The organism is Variovorax sp. P4_B11 (assembly GCF_056402355.1).
Window position 1 is genome coordinate 76,977 of the sequence record NZ_JBFUHO010000028.1, and the last position, 15,228, is coordinate 92,204.

At 62.1% G+C, this 15,228-nt stretch carries 13 protein-coding genes and 1 pseudogene; 6 read left to right on the forward strand and 8 right to left on the reverse strand.

What is annotated here, in order from left to right:
- Window positions 1-71: 71 nt before the first annotated feature.
- From hglS to AC1DYD_RS23260, 6 genes and pseudogenes are all read left to right on the forward strand, one after another.
- Window positions 72-1,445: a 2-oxoadipate dioxygenase/decarboxylase HglS gene (hglS, locus tag AC1DYD_RS23235; RefSeq protein ID WP_478175109.1), complete on the forward strand. Its 1,374-nt coding sequence runs from the start codon at window positions 72-74 to the stop codon at window positions 1,443-1,445.
- Entirely contained in the window at window positions 1,445-2,758 is a 1,314-nt protein-coding gene (locus AC1DYD_RS23240; protein WP_478175110.1) for an NAD(P)/FAD-dependent oxidoreductase, read from the forward strand. The genes hglS and AC1DYD_RS23240 overlap by 1 nt, the downstream gene beginning before the upstream one ends.
- The gene (locus AC1DYD_RS23245; protein ID WP_478175111.1) at window positions 2,751-4,220 is read left to right on the forward strand and encodes an FAD-binding oxidoreductase; all 1,470 of its coding nucleotides are present in this window, start codon (window positions 2,751-2,753) and stop codon (window positions 4,218-4,220) included. Before AC1DYD_RS23240 ends, AC1DYD_RS23245 begins: the two co-directional genes overlap by 8 nt.
- Complete coding sequence (locus AC1DYD_RS23250) at window positions 4,217-5,443, forward strand: aminotransferase-like domain-containing protein (protein WP_478175112.1); 1,227 nt, start codon at window positions 4,217-4,219, stop codon at window positions 5,441-5,443. Before AC1DYD_RS23245 ends, AC1DYD_RS23250 begins: the two co-directional genes overlap by 4 nt.
- Window positions 5,443-6,948 carry an L-piperidine-6-carboxylate dehydrogenase gene (amaB, locus tag AC1DYD_RS23255; RefSeq protein WP_478175113.1) on the forward strand — a complete coding sequence of 502 codons (1,506 nt, stop codon included), beginning with the start codon at window positions 5,443-5,445 and terminating at the stop codon, window positions 6,946-6,948. The genes AC1DYD_RS23250 and amaB overlap by 1 nt, the downstream gene beginning before the upstream one ends.
- Before the next feature lie 98 nt (window positions 6,949-7,046).
- Window positions 7,047-7,287: pseudogene (locus AC1DYD_RS23260) on the forward strand (aldehyde dehydrogenase family protein); the annotation flags it as partial.
- A gap of 36 nt (window positions 7,288-7,323) precedes the next feature.
- On the opposite strand, the gene AC1DYD_RS23265 reads toward AC1DYD_RS23260, so the two are convergent.
- The 8 genes from AC1DYD_RS23265 to AC1DYD_RS23300 form a co-directional block, all read right to left on the reverse strand.
- A complete protein-coding gene (locus tag AC1DYD_RS23265) occupies window positions 7,324-8,064 on the reverse strand; it encodes an amino acid ABC transporter ATP-binding protein (protein ID WP_478175114.1) in 741 nt (246 codons plus the stop codon).
- A gap of 14 nt (window positions 8,065-8,078) precedes the next feature.
- Window positions 8,079-9,179, reverse strand: coding sequence for an amino acid ABC transporter permease (locus AC1DYD_RS23270; protein WP_478175115.1), 1,101 nt, complete (start codon window positions 9,177-9,179; stop codon window positions 8,079-8,081).
- A 1-nt stretch (window position 9,180) separates the two neighbouring features.
- Entirely contained in the window at window positions 9,181-10,371 is a 1,191-nt protein-coding gene (locus AC1DYD_RS23275) for an amino acid ABC transporter permease (protein WP_478175116.1), read from the reverse strand.
- A 40-nt stretch (window positions 10,372-10,411) separates the two neighbouring features.
- A complete protein-coding gene (locus tag AC1DYD_RS23280) occupies window positions 10,412-11,422 on the reverse strand; it encodes an amino acid ABC transporter substrate-binding protein (protein ID WP_478175124.1) in 1,011 nt (336 codons plus the stop codon).
- 49 nt (window positions 11,423-11,471) lie between these two features.
- Window positions 11,472-13,061: a gamma-glutamyltransferase family protein gene (locus AC1DYD_RS23285; RefSeq protein ID WP_478175117.1), complete on the reverse strand. Its 1,590-nt coding sequence runs from the start codon at window positions 13,059-13,061 to the stop codon at window positions 11,472-11,474.
- 104 nt (window positions 13,062-13,165) lie between these two features.
- Window positions 13,166-13,675 (reverse strand): GAF domain-containing protein, encoded by a 510-nt coding sequence (locus tag AC1DYD_RS23290; RefSeq protein WP_478175118.1) that lies wholly within the window; start codon window positions 13,673-13,675, stop codon window positions 13,166-13,168.
- 150 nt (window positions 13,676-13,825) lie between these two features.
- The gene (locus AC1DYD_RS23295; protein WP_478175119.1) at window positions 13,826-14,800 is read right to left on the reverse strand and encodes a LysR family transcriptional regulator; all 975 of its coding nucleotides are present in this window, start codon (window positions 14,798-14,800) and stop codon (window positions 13,826-13,828) included.
- Window positions 14,801-15,033: 233 nt separating this feature from the next.
- A partial coding sequence (locus tag AC1DYD_RS23300; RefSeq protein ID WP_478175120.1) for a DDE-type integrase/transposase/recombinase occupies window positions 15,034-15,228 on the reverse strand: 195 nt, incomplete at its 5' end.

Below are 15,228 nucleotides of genomic sequence, written 5' to 3' on the forward strand. Positions count from 1 at the left end.
ATTATCGTTTGCTTGCTAGTGAAGGCAAGCCGAAAATCTAAACACCGCAACCCTGTTGATGCATCCACAGAATGACTGAAACAAAAGAAATGGCATTGTCCGTAGGTACCGCCGCGTCGAAATTCGTCAGCGCCGACGAGATTCGCGCGCGTTTTTCTAGCGCCATGTCGAGGATGTACCGCGAGGAAGTTCCGCAGTACGGCGTGTTGCTGGACCTGGTTGCGGAGATCAACGCAGCAGCGAAGCAGCGGGATCCCCGGCAAGCTGCAGGGGAGGGCGAATGCGCCCGACTGAGCGTGGAGCGACACGGGGCGATCCGCCTGGGCACCGCCCGGGAACTGCACACAATTCGGCGGATGTTTGCCGTCATGGCGATGGCTCCGGTCTCCTACTACGACCTGTCGACCGCCGGCGTTCCCGTGCATTCGACGGCGTTTCGCCCCATTACGGAGGAGTCCCTGACTTCGAACCCCTTCCGAGTGTTCACGTCGTTGCTGCGGCTCGAATTGATTGCCGACGCTGAGCTTCGTGAAGAGGCCTCCGAACTGCTTCGTCGCCGGAACATCTTCACGCCCCGAGCTCTGACGCTCACGTCACAGTTTGAACAAGGGGGTGGGCTTTCCGAGCAGGATGCTGATGAGTTTGTCTCGGAGATGCTCGAGACGTTTCGGTGGCACAGCGCAGCCACTGTGTCCCGCGCTGCCTACGATCGCCTGCGCAAATCCCATCGTCTGATTGCCGACGTCGTGTGTTTCAAAGGGCCGCACATCAACCATCTGACGCCGCGAACGCTCGACATCGACGCCGCGCAGAGAGAGATGCCCCGGCGTGGCATATCGGCGAAGGCGGTCATCGAGGGTCCTCCGCGCCGCAAGGCGCCCATCCTTCTGCGGCAAACCAGCTTCACCGCGTTGGAGGAAGCAGTGACCTTTGTCGACGACAACTCGGCCGGTGCGCACACGGCGCGTTTCGGCGAAATTGAGCAGCGGGGTGTCGCGCTCACCCGAACGGGGCGGGCGCTCTACGACCGTTTGCTGGAGAAAGCACGCAACGATGCGGGTCGCAGTGAGGCGGCCTTCAAGGAATTTCCGGACGACTACGAAACCCTGCGTCGCGAGGGCCTGGCGTTCTTTCGCTATGAGGTCCGTGGTGCCGTTCCACAGGGTGTTGGAGCAGAGCTCGATCTGGATTCACTCATCGCCTCAGGTGTCGTCGCGGCCTTGCCAATCATCTACGAGGACTTCCTGCCAGTGAGCGCCGCGGGGATCTTCCAGTCGAACTTGGGCGATCACCAAGCTGAAGCATACGACACAGGACCCTCTCGGGCGCTCTTCGAGCGCGCCTTGGGCGCCACCGTCCTGGATGAGTTTGAACTCTATGAAGCCGAGCAAAAGGCCTCGCTCGATCTGCTCATCCGTCAAATCAATTCGAATGGCGGCGCGTAATGACCCAAGATCCTCTTTCGCATGGCCTGTGGGGCGCATCCGCACCCGCCGGACCCGTGACACGGCCGCTTTCAGAGGACGTCACTGCGGACGTCGCAATCATCGGTGGTGGTTTCACGGGATGCTCCTCGGCACTGCACCTCGCGGAGGGCGGCGCCACTTCGGTTGTGCTGGAGGCCGCGGAGATCGGCTTCGGCGCATCGGGGAGGAACGTCGGCCTCGTCAACGCTGGCATGTGGGTGATGCCTTCCGTACTCAAGGAACAGCTCGAAGAGCCGTACGGCACGCGACTCCTGAACGTGCTGGGTCATGGGCCCTCCGTCGTTTTCGATCTTGTGGCTCGCCACGGCATCGAATGCGAAGCGATGCATGCAGGAACGCTCCACTGTGCGGTCGGGAAGACAGGCGCAACGGAGGTCGCTGAACGCGGCCGCCAGTGGGCCGCCCTTGGTGCACCGGTAGAGGTGCTGGATGCCCGGAAAACCGCTGAACTCGTTGGTTCGAAGGCCTACTCCGCATCGCTGCTCGACCGCCGGGCCGGCACGATCCAGCCGCTGGCGTACGTGCGCGGCCTCGCCTCTGCTGCCCTCAGGGCCGGTGCGCGGATTTATACGCAGACTCGCGTGGTGTCTGCAACGCGCTTGGGCGATCGCTGGCAGTTGACCACAAGCGGCGGAAAGACAGTGTCCGCGAATTGGGTCATTGTCGCGACCGATGCCTATACCGGCGCAGCGGGTCTGTGGTCCGGCATTCAAGCTGAGCAGGTTCAACTGCCATACTTCAACGTCGCGACCGTTCCGCTGGCTCGCGACGTCGCTGCAGCGATCCTTCCCGACCGGCAAGGCGCATGGGACACCTGCCAGGTCCTGTCGTCGTTCCGCTTCGATGCCGCCGGCCGTCTGGTTTTTGGCAGCGTGGGAGCCCTGCGCGGAACAGGCAAGAGCATCCATCAAGACTGGGCTAGGCGGGCCGTCGCGAAGATCTTCCCTCGGCTCAAGGACATCCAGTTCGAACATGCCTGGTACGGCACCATCGGCATGACGCGCAACGCTCTGCCGAGGTTTCATGAGCTGGACCACAACGTCCTCTCATTCAGCGGGTTCAATGGCCGTGGCATTGCACCCGGAACCGTATTCGGCCGGGAGCTTGCGAGAGTCATCTTGGGCGAGGTTGCGCGGGATGAGCTACCGCTGCCCATGACGCCGCTCGCTCCCGTTCCATGGCGCGGTGTCCGCTCATTGAGTTACGAGACCGGTGCACAAGCTGTTCATCTGATCAGCGCACGCGGAACGCAACGGACACGCCATGAGTGACGAAATGAACCCCGACAGCACTGTTGATTTGCTACGCGCAATCGTCGGATCCGAGGGCCTCCTCCTGAACGACGATGCCTTGCCATACGAGCAAGGCGCACGTTATGGGGCAGGGAAGGCTCTTTGTGTCGTGCGACCGGCGTCTACAGACCAAGTCTCGCAGGTGGTGGCACTGTGCGCCGCGAAAGGCGTCAAGCTGATCGCGCAAGGTGCCAACACCGGCCTGGTCGGCGCAAGCTCACCCGATACTTCCGGCGGCCAGATCATTCTGTCGTTGAGCCGCCTGCGCCATCGGTGCGAAGTGGACGTCATCGATCGAACGGTCGAAGTGGACGCCGGCGTGCTTTTGCATGAGCTGAACCAGACGCTGGAGCCCCACGGCCTGCATTTCCCGATCGACCTGTCAGCGGACCCGAGCATCGGCGGAATGATTTCGAGCAACACGGGTGGTGCTCGGCTGCTGCGCTACGGCGATGTTCGACACAACCTGTTGAGCGTTGAAGCGGTTCTGTTCGATCCGCCAGGTGAGATCGCACGATTCGGCAAGCCCTTGCGGAAGAACAACACCGGCTTTGACCTCATGCAGCTTTTTGTCGGTACATCCGGCGCAGTGGGCGTGATCACCGCCGCAACGTTGCAGGTTGCAGCGCTGCCACGGCAGGCCGCGACTGCGCTCCTGGTCCCGTCGACGGACGGAGCAGTGAATACGTTGCTCAAGGCCTTCGAGTCAAACCTCGGTGATTTTCTGAGCGCCTTCGAGGGCATGTCTGGTGCGGCCATCCAGGCTGCCTTGAACCACGTGCCCTCACTGCGCAGTCCATTCGGCAAGGGCCCGCTGCCTGATTTCTCGATTCTTGTCGAACTCACTTCCAGTGCGCCCGTGTCATCGGCGCTCGATCTCGAGAGCCTTCTCATGAGCTTCCTGGAAGAAAGAATCGGCCACGAAGTCGTGGATGCAGTCATCGGCAAGGGTCATGAAATCTGGCAACTGCGCCACAGCCTAAGCGACGGAGCGCGAGCGCTCGGTAAGGTGATCGGTTTCGACGTCTCAGTTCGACGCGCGGACCTCCTGCGCTTCCGAAGCGCCGCCCGCGATCTCGTTGAGCGGCAGTTTCCGGGTCTGAAGGTCGTCGACTTCGGACATGTGGGAGATGGCGGCCTTCACTTCAACCTTGTCTGGCCACGCGACAGTAGCGTGCTCTACGACGAGGCTGTGGTAGCCGACGTGCGGGACCAGCTCTACGAGCTCGTCGTGATCGATTTCGATGGAAGCTTCAGTGCCGAGCACGGCGTCGGGCCACACAACCTTCATTACTACCACCGATTCACGGCTCCCTCCGCTTTACGGATCTCCGGTGAGATCCAGCGATTGCTGGACCCTGAACGCATCTCGGGCTCCGTCCAGTTTGGGCCTGCCGAAGTCGCAGCTTCTTCGAACAAGGTGAAGGAGGCTACGCTGTGATCAACGATCTGTTTGTGCCCGCGTTCCGTGCGCCGGCGGGCTCTCCGATCCGAGAGCTTTTTCCCTACCTGAGTAAGCCAAACATGATTTCGTTTGCGGGAGGGTATCCGTCGCCTTCCCTGTTCGATAGCGAAGGGCTCCAGGCGGCTGCGCAAGAAGTTTTTTCGGCGCCGGCTGCGGCGTTGCAGTATGGCCCAACCGAAGGCATGTTGACATTGAGGAAGGAGCTTCTGCACATGTCGCAGCAGCGCGGTGTGAACTCTTCGCTTGAACAGCTCCTCGTGACCAGCGGCTCGCAGCAAGCCTTTGATCTCTTGGTGCGAGTCTTTGTCCAGCCGGGGGACACGGTTCTCCTCGAGGCGCCAGCCTATCCGGCTGCGATTCAGGCACTGCGTCTTGCGGGTGCAAACCTCCTTGAAGTTCCGATGGACGAAAACGGGCTGCAGACCGATCACCTCGAGGCGTTGTTGAAGCGGCTGGCGGTGGGTGAGAAGCCCAAGATGCTCTACACGGTGCCCACGTTCTCAAACCCCCGCGGAAGCCTTCTCTCACACGCACGGCGTATCAAGCTGATCGAGCTTGCTCGCCAGCACGCGTTCCTTATCGTCGAAGATGACCCGTACGGCGAGCTTAGCTTTACTTCCGAAGTGCCGCCAACGATTCACGAGCTGGCAGCGAAGTGCCAAGCGTCAGCTGAGAATCCCGTCGTCTATCTGTCGAGTCTGTCCAAGACTGTCGCGCCGGCGCTTCGTATCGGCTGGATGGTAGCTTCGCAAGACATCGTCAGGCGCTGCGCTATCGCGAAGCAGACCGTGGACCTCTGCACTTCGCCGATTTCTCAGCTGATTGCAGCGGCCTATCTTCGATCCGGTCGTTACGCACCATGCGTCGAAAGGGCGCGCCTGGAATACCAAACACGCGCCGCGGTGATGGCCGATGAACTGGAGGCGTCTTTGGGTGATGACGTGTCGTTCCAACGAGCTCCGGGAGGCATGTTCCTGTGGTTGGAGTGCGCCGCACACGTCGACCCTGACCGGCTCTTCAGTGCTGCCGTTGCCAACAACGTGCTCTTCGTGCCAGGCGCGGCTTTTTTCCCTGCTGCACCGAGCGGCGTCGCAATGCGCCTTTCATTCGCTGCGCCAAACGCCGGAGATATCCGCGAAGGCGTTGCACGACTCGCTCGCGCTTTTCAATCTTCACTCCTCAACCTCAAGGCCTGTTAATGACCCAATCCATCACTGCAGAACTTCTTGTTCACTTCGGCATCGACCGCAAGGATTCCACCGGCGAACTTCGGGTTTCGTCCCCAATCGACGGCGGAGAAATTGCGCGCCTGAAGGGGCGCACGCCCGCAGAGGTTTCTGAGGCCGTTCGGCTGGCCACGGAGGCCTTCAAGGCCTGGAGAGACGTGCCAGCACCGCGTCGCGGGGAACTGGTGCGCCTCCTAGGTGAAGAACTTCGAGCAGAAAAGGAATCTCTCGGCAAGCTCATCTCGATCGAGACAGGCAAGATCCTCTCGGAAGGCCGGGGCGAGGTGCAGGAGATGATCGACATCTGTGATTTCGCGGTCGGTCTGTCGCGCCAGTTGTACGGCTTGACGATTGCATCGGAACGTCCCGGGCACCGGATGATGGAAACGTGGCATCCACTCGGTGTGGTCGGTGTCATCAGCGCTTTCAATTTTCCGGCAGCCGTATGGTCATGGAACACGGCACTGGCCATCGTCTGCGGCAATGCAGTAGTCTGGAAACCGTCGGAAAAGACCCCGCTTACGGCCCTGGCGTGCCAAGCCATATTCGAGAAGGCAATGAAGCGTTTTGGTCCCGCACCAGCGAGCTTGTCGCAAGTGATCATCGGTGGACTTGAGGCGGGCGAAGTACTGGTCGACGACGAACGCGTCGCCCTGGTATCTGCGACGGGCAGCACTCGCATGGGGAAGGCGATTGGTCCACGCGTTGCAGCGCGTTTCGGACGTTCCCTTCTGGAGCTCGGTGGCAACAATGCGGTCATCGTCACACCCAGCGCGGACCTCGATTTAGCCGTGCGGGGCATCGTATTCGCCGCAGCGGGAACCTGCGGCCAACGCTGCACGACAACGCGTCGCATCATCGTGCACGAGACGGTCAAGCAAGCTTTGGTGGCTCGTCTCAAGAAGGCCTACTCGGCGTTGCCCGTTGGCAATCCGTTGGAGGAAGGAACGCTTGTGGGTCCCCTCATCGATGCCAAGAGTTTCGATAGCATGCAGAAGGCGCTCGGATCTGCTCGCGAGGAAGGCGGCCAGGTCACCGGGGGTGACCGCTTGCTCCAAGAGCAATTCCAGTCGGCCTACTACGTCCGTCCTGCTATCGTCGAAATGCCCAAGCAGACGGTCACGGTTCAGCAGGAAACGTTCGCCCCGATCGTGTACGTTATGTGTTATAGCGATTTTGAGAATGCACTGAGCATTCAGAACGATGTGCCTCAAGGGTTGTCGTCCGCCATCTTCAGCAACGACATTCGCGAGACCGAGCACTTTCTGTCGGCCCGTGGTTCTGACTGCGGAATCGCCAATGTGAACATCGGGACCTCTGGTGCCGAAATTGGTGGCGCGTTCGGCGGCGAAAAGGAGACTGGGGGAGGGCGCGAATCTGGCTCCGATTCCTGGAGGAACTACATGCGGCGCGCTACGAACACGGTCAACTACTCGCGAGATTTGCCGTTGGCGCAGGGCGTGAAGTTCGACGTCTGATTTGGCCCGAGCGACGCCATGCCATGAATCGCGACTGCCGGACTCTTGGTCAGTGCACCTGGCGGGCGAGCAGACGACCAATCCCTAGAGCGTCCCCCGTGCCGCAGGGCCTGTCGTCGGCGTTCTTCAGCAATGACGTAGCGAGACCGAGCTGTTCCTGCAGGTGCGTAGTTCGGACTGCGGCATCGTCAACATCGGCATCTCGGGCGCCGAGATCGGCGAAAAAAAGGAGGCCGGCGGCGGTCGCGCGTCGGACTCCGACGGGTGGCGCACGACATGCGCCGCGCGACCAACAGCATCAACTACTCGCGCGAGTTGCTGCTCGCGCAGGGCGTGCGTCGCCAAGGCGGTTGCCTGGCGGCGCCGGCCAAACCCTCAGTGCAGGATCTGGTCGAGAAACTGCCTGGTGCGTTCGTGCTGTGGCGCGCCAAAGAACGCTTCGGGTGAGTTCTGCTCGATGATCTCGCCGCGGTCCATGAAGATGATGCGGTTCGCCACGCGGCGAGCGAAGCTCATTTCGTGCGTGACGCAGATCATCGTGACGCCCGACTCCTCGGCGAGTTGGATCATCACATCTAGTACCTCCTTGACCATCTCTGGATCCAGCGCGCTGGTGGGCTCGTCGAACAGCATGACCTTCGGGTTCATGCACAGCGAGCGCGCGATGGCGACCCGCTGCTGCTGGCCCCCGGACAGTTGCCCCGGAAACTTTTTGGCCTGATCGGGAATGCGCACACGCTCCAGGAATCGCATGGCGGTCGCTTCGGCCTGCGCGCGCGGTTGCTTAAACACCCACATCGGACCGAGCACGAGGTTCTCCAACACGGTCATGTGCGGGAAGAGGTTGAAGTGCTGGAACACCATGCCAACCTCGCGTCGCACTGCCTCTATCTGCCGGATGTCCTCGCTGAGCACCAGTCCATCGACCACGATCTGGCCGTGCTCGCAGCGCTCCAGCCTGTTGATGCAGCGGATCATGGTCGACTTTCCGGAGCCGGAGGGGCCACAGACCACGATGCGCTCGCCGGCCCCGACGCTCAGGTTGATGTTCCGCAAAACCTGGAACTCTCCGAACCACTTGCTCACGTTGCGCAATTCCACCATCGCTGATGTCATTCTTTCTCTCTCCTTCAGGACCCGCGGTCCGTTCGCGTGCACCGCTCGACCGATTGGCCGTACTTCGACATCGAGTAGCAAAAAACAAAGTAGACACCTGCGATGAAAAGATACGCTTCCACGCCGAAGCCGCGCCAAGCGCCGTCCGAGAGCGCGGCCTTGGCTGCAGAGGTGAGGTCGAAGATACCGATCACGACCACCAGAGAGGTGTCCTTCAGCAGGCCGATGAAGATGCCGGTGAGGGAGGCGATGACGAGCTTGAGCGCCTGTGGCAGCAGCACCTTGAAGTTCTTCTGCCAGTAGCCGAGTCCCAGCGAGTCCGCGCCTTCGCTCTGGCCTTTCGGCAGACCCTGGAGGCCGCCACGCACCGCTTCGGCAATGTAGGCCGCAACGAAGACGATGATCGCGATCTGGGCCCGTAGCAGCTTGTCGAAGACCACGCCCTCCGGTAGAAACAGCGGCAGCATCACTGACGACATAAAAAGCAGGCTGATCAGCGGAACGCCACGGATGAGCTCGATGTAGATCACGCATAGGGCCTTGATGGCCGGCATGTCGGATCGCCGACCGAGGGCCAGCAGGACCCCGATCGGAAACGCCACCCCGATGCCGGACGTCGCCAGCATGATCGTGAGCGGCAAGCCGCCCCAGCGCCCGGTTTCCACCGGCTCGAGGCCCAGCATGCCGCCGGCCATCAACACGATCACCGTCGCCAGCCCTACCGGCCAGACGATCAACAGCGCCAGACTCCAGAAGCGTGGCATTGCGCTGGCGACGAGCAGCAGGATTAGCAGCAGCGCGGCCGCCAAGGGACGCCACTGCTCGTCGTAGGGATAGGTCCCGAAGAGGATCAAGCGATGCTTTTCAGCAATGAACGCCCAGCATGCGCCTGTGGTCTGGCGACAGGCCTGTCCGCTGTCGGCACTGAAGTTGGCCTGCAGCAGCGCCCACTGCAGTAGCGCCGGCACGATGGCGAGCAGGAAGCAAAGGACCAGCGCGGTCAACAGTACCTGCAGCGGCGAGCTCAGCAAATGCGCCCGTATCCAGCTTCGCTCGCCCGCACTTTGGCCCGGCACTGCGGCAATGGCCGCGGATGGCAACGGAGGAACTCTCATGTCAACGCTCCACCAGCGCCATGTGGCTGTTGTACCAATTCATGAACAGGGAGACGGACAGGCTCACCGAGAGGTAGACCGCCATCACGATCAGGATGCCTTCGATTGCCTGGCCGGTTTGGGTGATGGTCGTGTTCAGGACGCCGACGATGTCGGGGTAGCCGATCGCGACCGCCAGCGAACTGTTCTTGATCAGGCTCAGATACTGGTTGGTCAGAGATGGGATCATGACCCGCAGTGCCTGCGGCAATACCACCAGACGCAGCACCAGTCCGCCGCGCAAGCCGATCGCGCGGGCCGCTTCCGATTGGCCGGCACCGACCGACTGGATCCCCGAGCGAACCACCTCCGCAATGAACGCCGCGTTGTAGCTCACAAGGCCGATCAGCAATGCCGTGAACTCCGGCGACAGACCGAACCCACCCGCGAAGTCGAAGCCTGCGAGGCGGGGCATGTCGAATTGTAGCGACGCTCCGCCGAGGAGCCAGCCGAAGCATGGGAAAGCGACCAGCATGAGCAGCGTCGCAGGTGCCGTGGGAAGACCCCTACCGGTCCGTTCGCGCCGACGCGTCGACAGATGTGCAGTGACCATCGCGGCCACAATGGCCATCCCCAGACCGGCCAGCACCCAGTCGAGCGAAGCGCCTTCCAGACCGGGCACCATGAGGCCGCGGTTGGAGAGAAAGATCCCGGGCAACGGATGATGGGATTGCCGCGGGCCCGGCATGCTCTCGGTAATCAGCGCGTACCAGAAGAACAACTGAAGCAGCAGCGGGATGTTGCGCATGATCTCGACATAGGCCGAAGTGAGCTTGGCAATCAGCCAGTTGGTTGACAGGCGGCCGATGCCAATAAGCGTTCCCATGACGGTCGCCAGCACGATTGCCGTCACCGCTACGCGCAAGGTGTTCAGGATTCCGGCCCAGATGACCCAGGCGTAGCTGTCCGCCGGCGTCTGCTTCACAACGGTTTCGCCGATGGCGAAGCCAGCCTCTCGGCCCAGGAACGCGAACCCTGTGGCGATGTTGCGGGTTGCCAGATTTGTCAGCGTGTTGGCGACGAGAAACCAGGCCGCCCCTCCCACCAGTCCCAGCGCGATCGCTTGGTAAACCGCAGCGCGAACACGCGCATTGCTCCAGGACAGGCGGCGCACAGGGGGTGGCTGCGGCGCTATCTTCTCAGGAGATAACATGCCGCGCTTCGGACAAGGGCGGCGGTTCGGCGACACCATGTCAGCGCAGCGGCAGTCCGTACATCAGGCCACCTTGACGCCATTGCGCATTTAGCCCGCGCGGCAACTTCACCGCGCTGCCTGCCCCCAGGTTGCGCTCGAAACTCTCGCCGTAGTTGCCGACCTGCTTGATGATGGAATAGGCCCAACGGTCATCCAGTCCCATGGCCTTCCCCAGGCCCGGCGTCACGCCGAGGATGCGCTGCACATTCGGATTGGCACTCTTGAGTTGCTCGTCCACGTTTTTCGACGTGATGCCGTATTCCTCGGCCTCGAGCATGGCATTGAGGGCATACCGCACGATGTTCAGCCATTGGTCGTCGCCCTGGCGCACCATCGGACCGTTCGGCTCCTTGGACAGTTCCTCCGGCAGGATGACGTAGTTTTCGGGGTCGCCCAGTGAGATCCGCGTCACAGCCAGCGCCGACTTGTCGGTCGTGTAGGCGTCGCAACGTCCGGCAGTGAATGCGCGCACAGACTCGTCGTACTTGTCGATCACCACCGGTTTGAACGTCAGCTTCTCGGCACGGAAATAGTCCGCCAGGTTCAACTCGGTGGTCGTTCCTGGCTGTACGCAGATCGTCGCGCCGTTGAGTTCCTTGGCGCTCTTCACGCCCAGTGACTTCTTCACCAGGACGCCCTGGCTGTTATAGAAGTTCACGCCAGCCGCCACCAGGCCGAGCGAGAACTCGCGCGTCAGCGTCAGTGTAGTGTTGCGGCTCAGCAAGTCGATTTCGCCGGACTGCAGGGCCGTGAATCGCTGCTGGGTATTGAGCGAAGTGACCTTGAACTTCCTGGCGTCGTTGAACACCATGGCAGCGACTGCCCGGCACATGTCTACGTCGATGCCGGTCCATTCGCCCTTGCTGTCGGCGTTCGAGAAGCCGGGAACGCCGGTTGACACGCCGCACTGCACGAAACCCTTCTTCTTGACGTTGTCCAAGGTGGTGCCGGCTTCCGCGGCAACGGCTGCGAAGAACGCAAGTCCGATGCAAAGAGCTTTCGATTTCATGTTCTGAGTCTCCTGGGATTCTGTTGAATAAAGTGGACGCACAGGTCGCTCACACACCCGCTGCGTAACCGTCGCGCTGCGGATCGGCGCCGCCCTGGAGCTTGCCGTCGAAGCTGGTGATGCCGTGCACGCCGGCAAACGCAAACGTCAGGTGGCTGCGGCGGACCTCGTAGCCCTGCGCCTCCAATGCCTTCTGTACCTGGCGCGGGATTCTGTTGGAGATGTCGATTGCGTCGCTGGTAGCTACGACGCGCGGAGCGCTGATCGCGGCCTGCATGTCCATCCCCCATTCCAGAACATTGACCAGCACCTGGGCGACGGCTGGGCCAATCCAACTCGCGCCCGGTGCGCCGACCGTCATAACGGGTCCCTCGTCATCGAACACCAGCGTGGGCGCCATCGAAGAAACGCGGCGCTTGCCAGGTTGGATCGAGTTGGGCCGGCCCGGCATGGGATCGAACTGGCTCATTGCGCCGTTGAGCATGAAGCCCGCGTCCTTGACGATGAATCCAGAGGGATTGCCCAGCGTATGCGTCAGAGACACCACCATGCCGTTGGCATCGATGGCCGACACGTGCGTGGTGTGCCTGGGTTCCTGCAGCGCCTGGCGCGTGATCCGCGCCTTCTCGCCGCGGCGGATGCCGTGGGCACATGCCTTGACGTACTCGTCAGAGATGAGGCGATCGACCGGGTTGTCGTTGAAGTTGGGGTCACCGACCAGGGCCTCGCGATCACGCAACGCGATCTTCATCGCTTCGCCCAGGACGCGGATGTACTCGGGAGAGTTGTGGCCGAGAGACACCAGATCGAACTGCGCCAGCGTGCGGAGGATCTGGGCCACCAGCAGGCCGCCTGCGGGGGGCATGGGCAGCGCGACGCGCCATCCGCGATAGTCGATCTCGAGGGGCGCAGATTCGACGACGCGCGCTGACACCAGATCTTGCATTGACAGGAGGCCGCCATTCGCGCGCACGTCCGCAATGATGCGCTGCGCAATCTCGCCGGTGTAGAAACTCTCCGCGCCATCCCTTGCAATCGCGCGCAGGGTGTTGGCGAGATCGGGGTTTCTGATCAGGGCGCCGGGCTTCTTGTAGCTGCCGTCAGCCTCGAGGTAGATGCGACGGCCGTCGCTCGTCAGACCGAGCTTTTCACCGTAGTTCATCCGTCCGTATTTGCGCTCGTTCTGCGTGAAGACGGTGTAGACGTGCGGTCGGACCAGCCAGCCCTCTTCGGCGCTGGCGATGGCGTCGGTGAACAGGTCCGACCAGGCGGACTGTCCGAAACGGCCGTGCGCTTCGGACAGCAGTCTCAGCACCGGTGGCGCGGTGACCGACGTGGCGCCGGCCTCGTTCACGAAGTTCTTGAGGATGAAGCCAAAGCCGTCGGTGGTCTCGCCCAGGCAGGCATCGACCCACTGGTCTTCCCTGCTTTCCGCCGGGCAGGCGCCGAAGCCTTCGTACACCCTATGTTGCTGCGTAGCGGGATCGAAGATCTGGAGCACGCCGAATCCGCCGATGCCGCACATCAAGGGGTCCACCACTCCCTGCGTCAGGGCGCACGCGATGGTGGCATCGAGTGCGTTGCCGCCGGCGCGAAGAACGTTCGCGCCTGCTGCCACGGCTTCGGGCTGCGGGGCCACGACCATCGACTTCGGGACTTGGATATTGTTGGGAGGGATACGTCGGGACACTTCGCTTCGCAGTTCTATGTGGCGTTCGGTTGGACAGGGTTCTTTGGATTCGTTCAGCAGAAGACCGTGGTGAGCAGCGGCGCGATAGCCAGCGACGCGCACAAGCGCAACACATCCGTCGACCGGGTGTCGTACCAGTGGGCTTCGTGCAGCACATTCAGTTCGCCAAGCGTCCTGGCGTCCCATCGCACCGGAAAATTGATCGCGCTCCCGCAACCCAAGTCCTGGATCAATGGGTGGTCACCGAAGGCTTTGAGGCAGTCCGCCTCGTCGCGGCACACGCGGGGGAGGCCTTCGTCGACCAAGTCCCGGTAGAACTGGGTTTCCCGAATCATTGGCTTGGTGCCACCGACGGGATAGCTGCCCGGTGCGCTGCTGTACACGCGCCGGTAGAGATTCGCCTCGTAGTCGATCGCGAGGATGGTGAAGAGCTTGTGGCCGATGGTGCGGGCCAGGAGGTGGTCGATCGCGATGAATGCCGCGTCAGGCTGCTGCGGATCGCCCAATGCGCTTGCGATCGACGTGGCACCGCGTAGAAACTCGACGGCGTCGGACTCTGGCAATTCGGATGATGAATTCATGAAGCGGCGGCCTGTGCATTCCTGCAGTTCTTGGAACGTGCCGGATTGTGTAAGACGCTGTCATGAAAGGAAAATGAATAATCGCGATGGCGCCATGATAAAAGCGTCATGGGCCGGCCGTCGTTCGCTCTGTCAGCGCGGTGTGCGTCGGACCTTTCGGTGAGGCGACATCGGCGTCGGGTGCGTGATGCGGGCCCGCAAGGCCGTGACCAGTTCGGAAAGCAGGGGGTTGGGATCCTCGTCCGCCCAGATCAGGCCCAGTTGTCCCAGCTTAATGACGGGCTCGAGCGGCACGACGGAAAGCAGCTTGAGCGATCTGTAGAAGTCCGCCACCAGGCCTGACAGGGCTGCCAAGCAATTGGTCGCGCGAACGTGCGCCTGGATGGCGGCGACGGACGAAGTTTGCATGCGGGGCATTGGCAGCACCATGCCATGCTCGGCGCACGCCTCGTCGAATCGAATGCGCGTCAGACTGGGCGACGCGGGCAGTACCCATGGGAACGCGGCGGCTTGCTCCCACGTTGGCTTGCGCTTGATCGCCAGCGGATGATCGGGGTTGCAGACGATGCGCACCACGTCTTCGAGCAGGGGCTCGGTGGCAAAGCCGTAGCGATGGGCCCGCACATCGACGATCCCGATGACCAGATCGAACCTGCGCTTGTTTAGTTCTTCGAGGAGGGGCGCCATGGTGTTCTCCTCGACGTCGACCGTGATGCCGGGGTGCTGCATCTGCAGCGCCGAAATCGCGCGCGGCAGCAGATCGAGCGCTGCCGAGTGCACGCAGCCTACCTGCAGGCGGCCCACCAGGCCGGCGCGCAAGGCCGCCAGTTCGTGGTCCACTCGCTGCACGTCGCCCAGAATCCGTTCGGCGTGTCGGCGCAGAATTTCCCCGGCCGGCGTCAGTTCGAGCTTGCGGCCCCGCACGAACAACGGATTGCCGACGACGTCTTCGATGTCGGCCAGCCAATGGGACACCGCCGGTTGCGTCGTGTGCATCCGCGTTGCCGTAACGGTGATGCTGCCGGTACTCTCGAGCAACAGGAACATCTCCAAATGCCGCAACTTCAGGCGGCGGGCCCACGAAACGCGGTTCAGGTCCTGGTTCATGCGGCAATGTTAGTGGAAGACCATCATGCGGCCATACGATGCGCGTCAGGGTTCGGAGACTCGACGACCCCCACAGGTTGACGCCGTCATCGACCGCCAGCGGCTCGATCTCGGCCAGCTCCTGCCGCGAGGGGTTGAGCCGTCGATCGCACCGACGGAGTCGCACATCTGCTCAATGTGGCTCTGTCGCAATAGCAGCGCCGGCCTGAGCGAGCGTGGTTTCTCGGTGTCGCTCAGAAAGCCAGCAAATAAAACTGCGATGCCGCGGGCGAGGCTTGGCTTTGGGCGCGGTGGAGTTGGCCCTTCTTGATCATGTGCATCAACTCAATGCCGGCAATCAGGATACGTGCGCAGCGAAAGGACTTGAACCCCAGCATGGGACGCACGACACGTTTGATCGCGCGATGGTCCTGCTCCACGACGTTATT